This window comes from Suttonella ornithocola (assembly GCF_001889065.1).
In the GTDB taxonomy this organism is placed as follows: Bacteria; Pseudomonadota; Gammaproteobacteria; order Cardiobacteriales; family Cardiobacteriaceae; genus Suttonella_A; species Suttonella_A ornithocola.
On the sequence record NZ_LWHB01000117.1, the window covers coordinates 1 to 6,536 of the forward strand.

Genomic DNA, 6,536 nt, shown 5'->3' on the forward strand with positions numbered 1-6,536 from the left:
TTTTTAATCCAGCTATAGACGGTGAATTTGCTGATCTTGTAGCGCTTTGCAACAGCGCGCCAAGTTTCTCCATTAGCAATATCGTTAAGAATTTTCTGTCGGAATTGGCGGCAGTAGGTCATAGGATATGCTCAGTTTATTTTTGATAATTCTACTACAAGTTGTTCTTTATATCTGCTTTGGATGGATTGGATTATAAGTGATTTGACTATATATGCGACACATACTTTTGTTCCTCCAACACCGGGTCCTATCGCAGCAGCAGGTAATTTAGGTCTTGAAAACAATCTTGGCTTAGTCATTATGATAGGGTTGGGCATTAGTATCGTTCCAATTCTTTGTGGTTGGTTTTGGGCAAATCGTTTTATCAATGTTCAACCAGATGGTGGCGATAAGATTGCCGAACGGCTTCAATCAGAAAGTGAAGCAGCTGCTGAAAAAAGATTGGCGTATGGTGAATTACCCTTACCAGCAATGGCATTTATGCCCATTATTGTGCCAATTTTATTACTTTGCTTAGGCTCGATTGCCACTTTCCCTTCTCATCCACTAGGAGAAGGGTTTTTATTTCAATTGCTTGCTTTTTTAGGTAAGCCTTTAAATGCTTTACTTATTGGTATGCTGCTATCTTTCCTATTATTCAAGGGTAAGGAGAAAGGAAGCAGAGTGAGCAAAGCCATTAGTGAAGGTTTAACAGTTTCTGCTCCTATTTTGTTAATTACGGGTGCAGGTGGCGCTTTTGGTGCAGTATTAAAAGCCACTTCTATTGGTGAATATCTTGGACAAACGCTTTCTGGTCTAGGGTTAGGAATTTTTATGCCATTTGTAATTGCTGCTGCTTTTAAAACCGCTCAAGGTTCATCAACAGTAGCGCTAGTCGCAACTTCTGCAATGATGAGTCCATTGTTAGCAACGATTGGCTTAGACAGTGAGATGGGTAGAGTGCTTTGTGTGATGGCGATTGGTGCAGGTGCAATGACAGTATCACACGCAAATGATTCTTTCTTTTGGGTAGTGAGTCAGTTTTCTCGTATGAGCGTTGCACAAGCCTATCGTGCGCAAACCATTGCAACGGCTTTGCAAGGATTAGGTGGCATGATTGTGGTTTGGATACTGAGCTTGGTCATTCTATGAAAATTGTCATTGCTCCCGACTCTTTTAAGGAAAGTCTAAGCGCAAGCGCAGCTGCTCAAGCCATTGCAAATAGTTTATCTGAAGCGATTGATTCTATTGAATGTGTTTGCCTGCCGATGGCAGACGGTGGTGAGGGAACAGCTAAGACTTTATGTGATTTAGCAAATGGACAATGGCGAGAAGTCATTGTCCATGATCCTCTAGGAAGAAAAGTTAAGGCAGGCTATGCGTTATTAGATAGGCGGCGTGCTGTGATTGAAATGGCAGAAGCTGCTGGCTTGCAGCTATTGTCCACGTCTGAACGTAACCCAGCTGTGACTAGCACTTATGGTGTTGGTGAACTGATTTTAGATGCCCTAAATGAAGGCGTTACAGAATTTATTATTGGGATTGGTGGTAGCGCAACGAATGACGGCGGTAGTGGGATGCTGAGCGCACTTGGGGTAAAGTTTTTAGATAAAACTGGTCAAACGTTACCCGCAGGAGGTTTAGCCTTATCCGCGCTAGATTCGGTTTCACTTTTGGCATTAGATAAGCGCTTGCAAGATTGTAAAATGACAATTGCTTGTGATGTCAATAATCCTTTATTAGGGACAAATGGAGCTAGTGCTATTTTTGCGCCGCAGAAAGGCGCAAATGCAGAATTAGTAGAACAGTTGGATAAAGCACTCGCGAATTATGCAGAAAAAATGGTGGCAGCAGGTTTTCCAGCGGTTCACTCTGTGTCGGGAAGTGGCGCCGCAGGTGGATTAGGTTTTGCGCTATTAGGATTGCCTAATGTCAGCTTAGAGTCCGGTATTAGTTTAGTCATGCGAGAAGCCAAGCTACTAGAACACTGTCAAAATGCGGATTATGTAATTACTGGTGAGGGGCGCATGGACGGACAAACTTTATCGGGACAAGTTCCGCTTGGGGTTTTGCAATGCGCAAGTCAACAAAATATTCCAGTGATTGCCTTATGTGGCTGCTTAGGTGAGCAAATAGAGATTTTGGAAAAACAAGGATTTTTGGCTATTTTGCCCACGATTTCCCATTTAGATAGTTTAGAAAATACATTAGCTAATGGTGAGCAAAATCTCAGACGAACCGCTAGACAAGTCGGTAAATTGCTTTCAAGCACCTTTCATCTAAAATAAAATTATGATGAAATTTTGAGTGTTTGTTGATGAAAACGAAAAGAATAACGTAGGTTTTTTAAGTCAGTAAACGTGCTATATGCATAATTGGTATTGAGTGTTAAATATCGGTAAAATAGCGCGTTTACTTGCTAGTGATAAGAGATATTTACGTGAAATCAGAAATTCAAGATGGTTTAACCGCTGCCCTATTATTAGTGGCAAAACAACATAATATTCCTGCTGAATCCCTTGATCAAGCTATTGAAATTGAACGCACCAAAGATCCAGCGCACGGCGATTATGCCAGCAATATTGCGATGAAATATGCGAAGGTCTTTAAGCTTAAACCACGCGAATTAGCAGATAAATTGGTCATGAGCGTCCCGTTGATGGAAAGTGTTGCGGGTATGGAGGTTGCTGGACCGGGATTTATCAATATTCGTTTATCTCGTAATAGTATTACAGCTGTTCTGAAAGATATTGTTGAGCAAAAAGAAAAATTTGGCGTACATAAATCTGTAAATCCTCAAAAAATCTTAATAGAGTTTGTTTCAGCAAATCCTACTGGTCCTTTACATGTTGGTCATGGGCGTGGCGCAGCTTATGGGGATAGTTTGGCAAATTTGTTAAAGACAAATGGGCATCAGGTTGATAAAGAATATTATGTTAACGATGCCGGTCGCCAAATGGATATTTTGGCGCTTTCTGTCTATTGGCGATATTTACAGCAGTGCGATAAGGGCGCAACTTTACCAAAAGGCATTTATCAAGGCGATTATGTTAGCTTGATTGCAGCAGAGTTAAAATCTCAGATTGGAGAAAAGTTAGCGGTTGATTTATCAAGCTGGGTACCTAGTTATCCAGAGCAATGGTCACAAGAAGCGATAGATAATGGTGAGCGTGATCAATGGATTGATGCAGCTATCGTAGCTTTAAAAAATACGCTAGGCGAAGAGGGCTATACAACCGTTTTTAACGCTGCTTTAGAAACAGAAGTTGCTGATATTCGGGAAGATTTAGAAGAGTTCGGTGTTGTTTTTGATCGTTGGTTTTCAGAAAAATCTTTGTTTACCGATGGTATGGTAGAGAAAACATTAGCACGCTTAGAGGAGGGTGGTTTCCTTTATCAAAAAAATGGTGCAACTTGGTTTAAAGCAGAAGAATTCGGCGATGAAAAAGATCGTGTCGTTCGTCGAGAAAATGGTGTGACGACTTATTTTGCTTCTGATATTGCCTATCACTTAGATAAATATGAGCGTGGCTATGACCAGATGATTGATATTTTTGGTGCAGATCATCATGGATACATGGCTCGCGTGCGAGCTTCATTAGCTGCTTTGAATTTAGATCCTTCTAAATTGACGATAGCATTAGTGCAATTTGCCGTCTTATATAAAGATGGGCAAAAAATGCAAATGAGTACCCGTAGTGGAGAATTTGTTACTTTGAGAGAACTGCGTGAACAAGTAGGGTCAGATGCAGCGAGATTCTTCTATGTTATGCGTAAGCCAGAGCAACATTTAGATTTTGACTTAGATTTAGCCACATCCAACAGCAAAGATAATCCTTTTTATTATGTAGAGTACGCGCATGCTCGTACTTGTCGAGTGCTAGAGCGCGCAAAAGAAGAAGGTTATGACTTTTCACCAGAAAATGCACTACCGCATCGTAACCATTTACTGACGACAGAAGAAAATGCGTTAATTACGGAATTACGTCGATATCCTGAGTTGATTATCAGTGCTGGCGCACAGTTAGCACCTCATATTGTTGTAAATTATCTAAGAGACTTAGCAACAGCTTGGCATCAATTTTATGATGCAGGGCATAAAGTTTTGCATGAAGATACAGCACTTCGCGAAGCAAGATTATTATTAACTTATTGTGTAGGGCAAGTATTACGCAATGGTTTAACGATTGTTGGTGTAACGGCGAGGGAACGGATGTGAGCAAGAAGCATCGCAAAAGTCGCCGAGCAACATCTACAAGAAAGGGCAACTATGTTGCCCAACGACTAATGGGGGTTTTTTTACTGTGTTTAATTACGGTTATATTAGGGTTGATGGCAGTAAATTTCTTTAAAACGCATCATGATCCTTCACAAACATCGGTAGCAAATAATAAGAAAACGAATACTTCTCAAAAACAAACAAATTCGATAGTAACAAGCCAATCTCAAGCACCATCTCAACCTAAATATCGTTTTTATGATGAATTGAAAAAGCGCAATGCCGAAGTGCAAAAAGAATTGCAGCAAAAAATGCAAGAAGAGTCTAAAACAAGCAATATTAAAGGTCGCAATTATCGGATTCAAATAGGTGCTTTTAGTGAGAAAGAATCAGCAGATAGAATTCGAGCAAGAATGATTTTAAGAGATTATCCCGTTGAAATTATTAATAATGGAAAGCTATATCTTGTTCAAATAGGTCCATATGTAGATAGAGCCGAAGCAGTTAAAGTGCAAAAACGCATTGAAAGAGAAGGAATTAGAGAAACTGTGCTAAAAGCCTATATCAATTAGATAGATTTTTATTTATTTATTTTTAATAAATATAATTATTATCGTTTAGCAACTCGGATATAATAAAGCAAAAGTTCATTGATAAAATTGCTTTGAAAGGGACAGCATGAAAAAGATTCTAATAATTGCCGCTTTAATTGGTATCGGTATCTTGTTATTTGTGATACAAGATCCAGAAAAAGATAAACAAGAAGCGCTAGCATCTATATATGAAAATGTTTTATTAAAAGATAGCGCAGATGCGCAATCTACATGTGCGGTTTTAAAAGATACGCTGTCTCAATCAACGCCAGGCGAGAGAAGTGAAGCTTTAAATAATGCATTTGCTAATTTAGTCTTGGCATGGAAGCGCGTTGAAACCAATTATGTTTTAGGAGATTTAGATTCTGAAAGAATTGATACCCCACGTTTTATCGATATCTTTCATGTGGGCAATGAATCAATTGCTCAACAAATGGAGAAAGTTATTCATAGCAGTAGCCAACCGAAAACAGCACTATATAAGCATTCTTATAAAACAATTAACGCGCTGGAATATTTGTTATATAAAAATAATGATATTAGCGAAAGAAAGTTAGCTTTATCAATAGTCGTTGCAGAAAATATTTGTCATCGATTAGATCAAATTTATCAATCTTATAGAGAAAAAGAAACGGAATTTTTAGCAGATTCCCAAAAAGCACTCTCTCTATTAATTAACATATTGGCTGAGCGAACATTTGAAACTAAAGATTGGCGGGTAGGTGATCCAGCAGGTTTAACCAAAAAATATGAAGGGCAGGTTGATCCTAATAGAGGTGAGTATTCTCTAAGTGGTTTAAGTATGCCAGCAGTTAAAGCGATTTTAGAAGCACAAGCTTCTCTCGTGTTAAAACAATCGTTTGCTAATTTAAATGAAATAGTGATTTTTTTTAGCGCAGAACAGCAATTAATGCAGAGTTCAGAATTATTAACGCAATCGCAAGCGGAAGAAAATAAAATAAATACACTTTATTATGACTTTAACCCAGATAAAACTAGGTCGCTTTATGATAGCTTGAATAAATTACAAACAAGCTATTACGGTAATTTACTCCAATCATTAAATGTCACAGCTAAAATATTAGAAGCGGATGGGGATTGAATTCTAAAATTATAGCTAGATGAATTTAGCTCGTATACAAAACGACGAACCATAGACATTACACATCAGTACGGAAAGATGAACCAACGCTGATGAAAGTTGCTAATGAAAATTAAAGACATTTAGCTATAAGAGAAACTTAATTTTTTTGGTAGTGGTTTGAAAAGTATGCTGATCAAACCCAGCCATAATTAATATAATGGAAGAGTAAGTCAAACGCTTTAAAGTGATTCACCAACTTTTTAGAAAAACAGCAAGTCTTTCGAAAGACTCGCCTCAGCCTTTGCCTAAAGCGATTATTATTACCTTCAATATCCGTAGTATATCGCTTACCTATCTTTTTAACGCTACCATCAAAAGCCGTTAAGAAGCTATCCCAATTATCACAACAAATACAACCAAAACTAATTCCTAATGCCTCAAGTTTAGCTCTCAGTTGTTTAGCTGTCTTTAGATGACGTTTACCCCATACAAAAGCGACTATTTCACTACTATAGCTGAATGGGTTTAATTTGCATACAAACTGAGATCTTTGCAAAATTCCGTTTTACACTATAGTCAAAGGCTAATAAAAGAGTCACAGAAATTAAATCGCTACTCCAGTAATAGTACAAGTGCTTACTTTATTCATCTATCTTAA

General features: G+C 38.2%; 5 protein-coding genes and 2 pseudogenes. 5 read left to right on the plus strand and 2 right to left on the minus strand.

What is annotated here, in order from left to right; genetic code table 11:
• Nucleotides 1-122: helix-turn-helix domain-containing protein (locus A5N85_RS17680; protein ID WP_143143238.1), on the minus strand; the 122-nt coding region annotated here is incomplete at its 3' end.
• Between the two features lie 88 nt (nt 123-210).
• Between A5N85_RS17680 and A5N85_RS08965 the strand changes: the two are divergent.
• From A5N85_RS08965 to A5N85_RS08985, 5 genes and pseudogenes are all read left to right on the plus strand, one after another.
• A pseudogene (locus A5N85_RS08965) lies at nt 211-1,134 on the plus strand (GntP family permease); the annotation flags it as partial.
• Entirely contained in the window at nt 1,131-2,270 is a 1,140-nt protein-coding gene (locus A5N85_RS08970; protein ID WP_072576921.1) for a glycerate kinase, read from the plus strand. The pseudogene A5N85_RS08965 and the gene A5N85_RS08970, both read left to right, overlap by 4 nt.
• A 152-nt stretch (nt 2,271-2,422) precedes the next feature.
• Entirely contained in the window at nt 2,423-4,201 is a 1,779-nt protein-coding gene (gene argS / locus A5N85_RS08975) for an arginine--tRNA ligase (protein ID WP_072576922.1), read from the plus strand.
• Nucleotides 4,198-4,773, plus strand: coding sequence for an SPOR domain-containing protein (locus A5N85_RS08980; protein ID WP_115306123.1), 576 nt, complete (start codon nt 4,198-4,200; stop codon nt 4,771-4,773). The genes argS and A5N85_RS08980 overlap by 4 nt, the downstream gene beginning before the upstream one ends.
• A 106-nt stretch (nt 4,774-4,879) precedes the next feature.
• A complete protein-coding gene (locus tag A5N85_RS08985) occupies nt 4,880-5,896 on the plus strand; it encodes an imelysin family protein (RefSeq protein WP_072576924.1) in 1,017 nt (338 codons plus the stop codon).
• Between the two features lie 175 nt (nt 5,897-6,071).
• On the opposite strand, the pseudogene A5N85_RS08990 reads toward A5N85_RS08985, so the two are convergent.
• Nucleotides 6,072-6,389 (minus strand): annotated as a pseudogene (locus tag A5N85_RS08990) (IS1 family transposase); the annotation flags it as partial.
• Between the last annotated feature and the right edge of the window lie 147 nt (nt 6,390-6,536).

Bases quoted from the DNA above. Each gene is read 5' to 3' on its own strand.
- A5N85_RS08970 (WP_072576921.1), top strand. From the start codon at position 1,131: ATGAAAATTGTCATTGCTCCCGACTCTTTTAAGGAAAGTCTAAGCGCA.
- A5N85_RS08985 (WP_072576924.1), top strand. From the start codon at position 4,880: ATGAAAAAGATTCTAATAATTGCCGCTTTAATTGGTATCGGTATCTTG.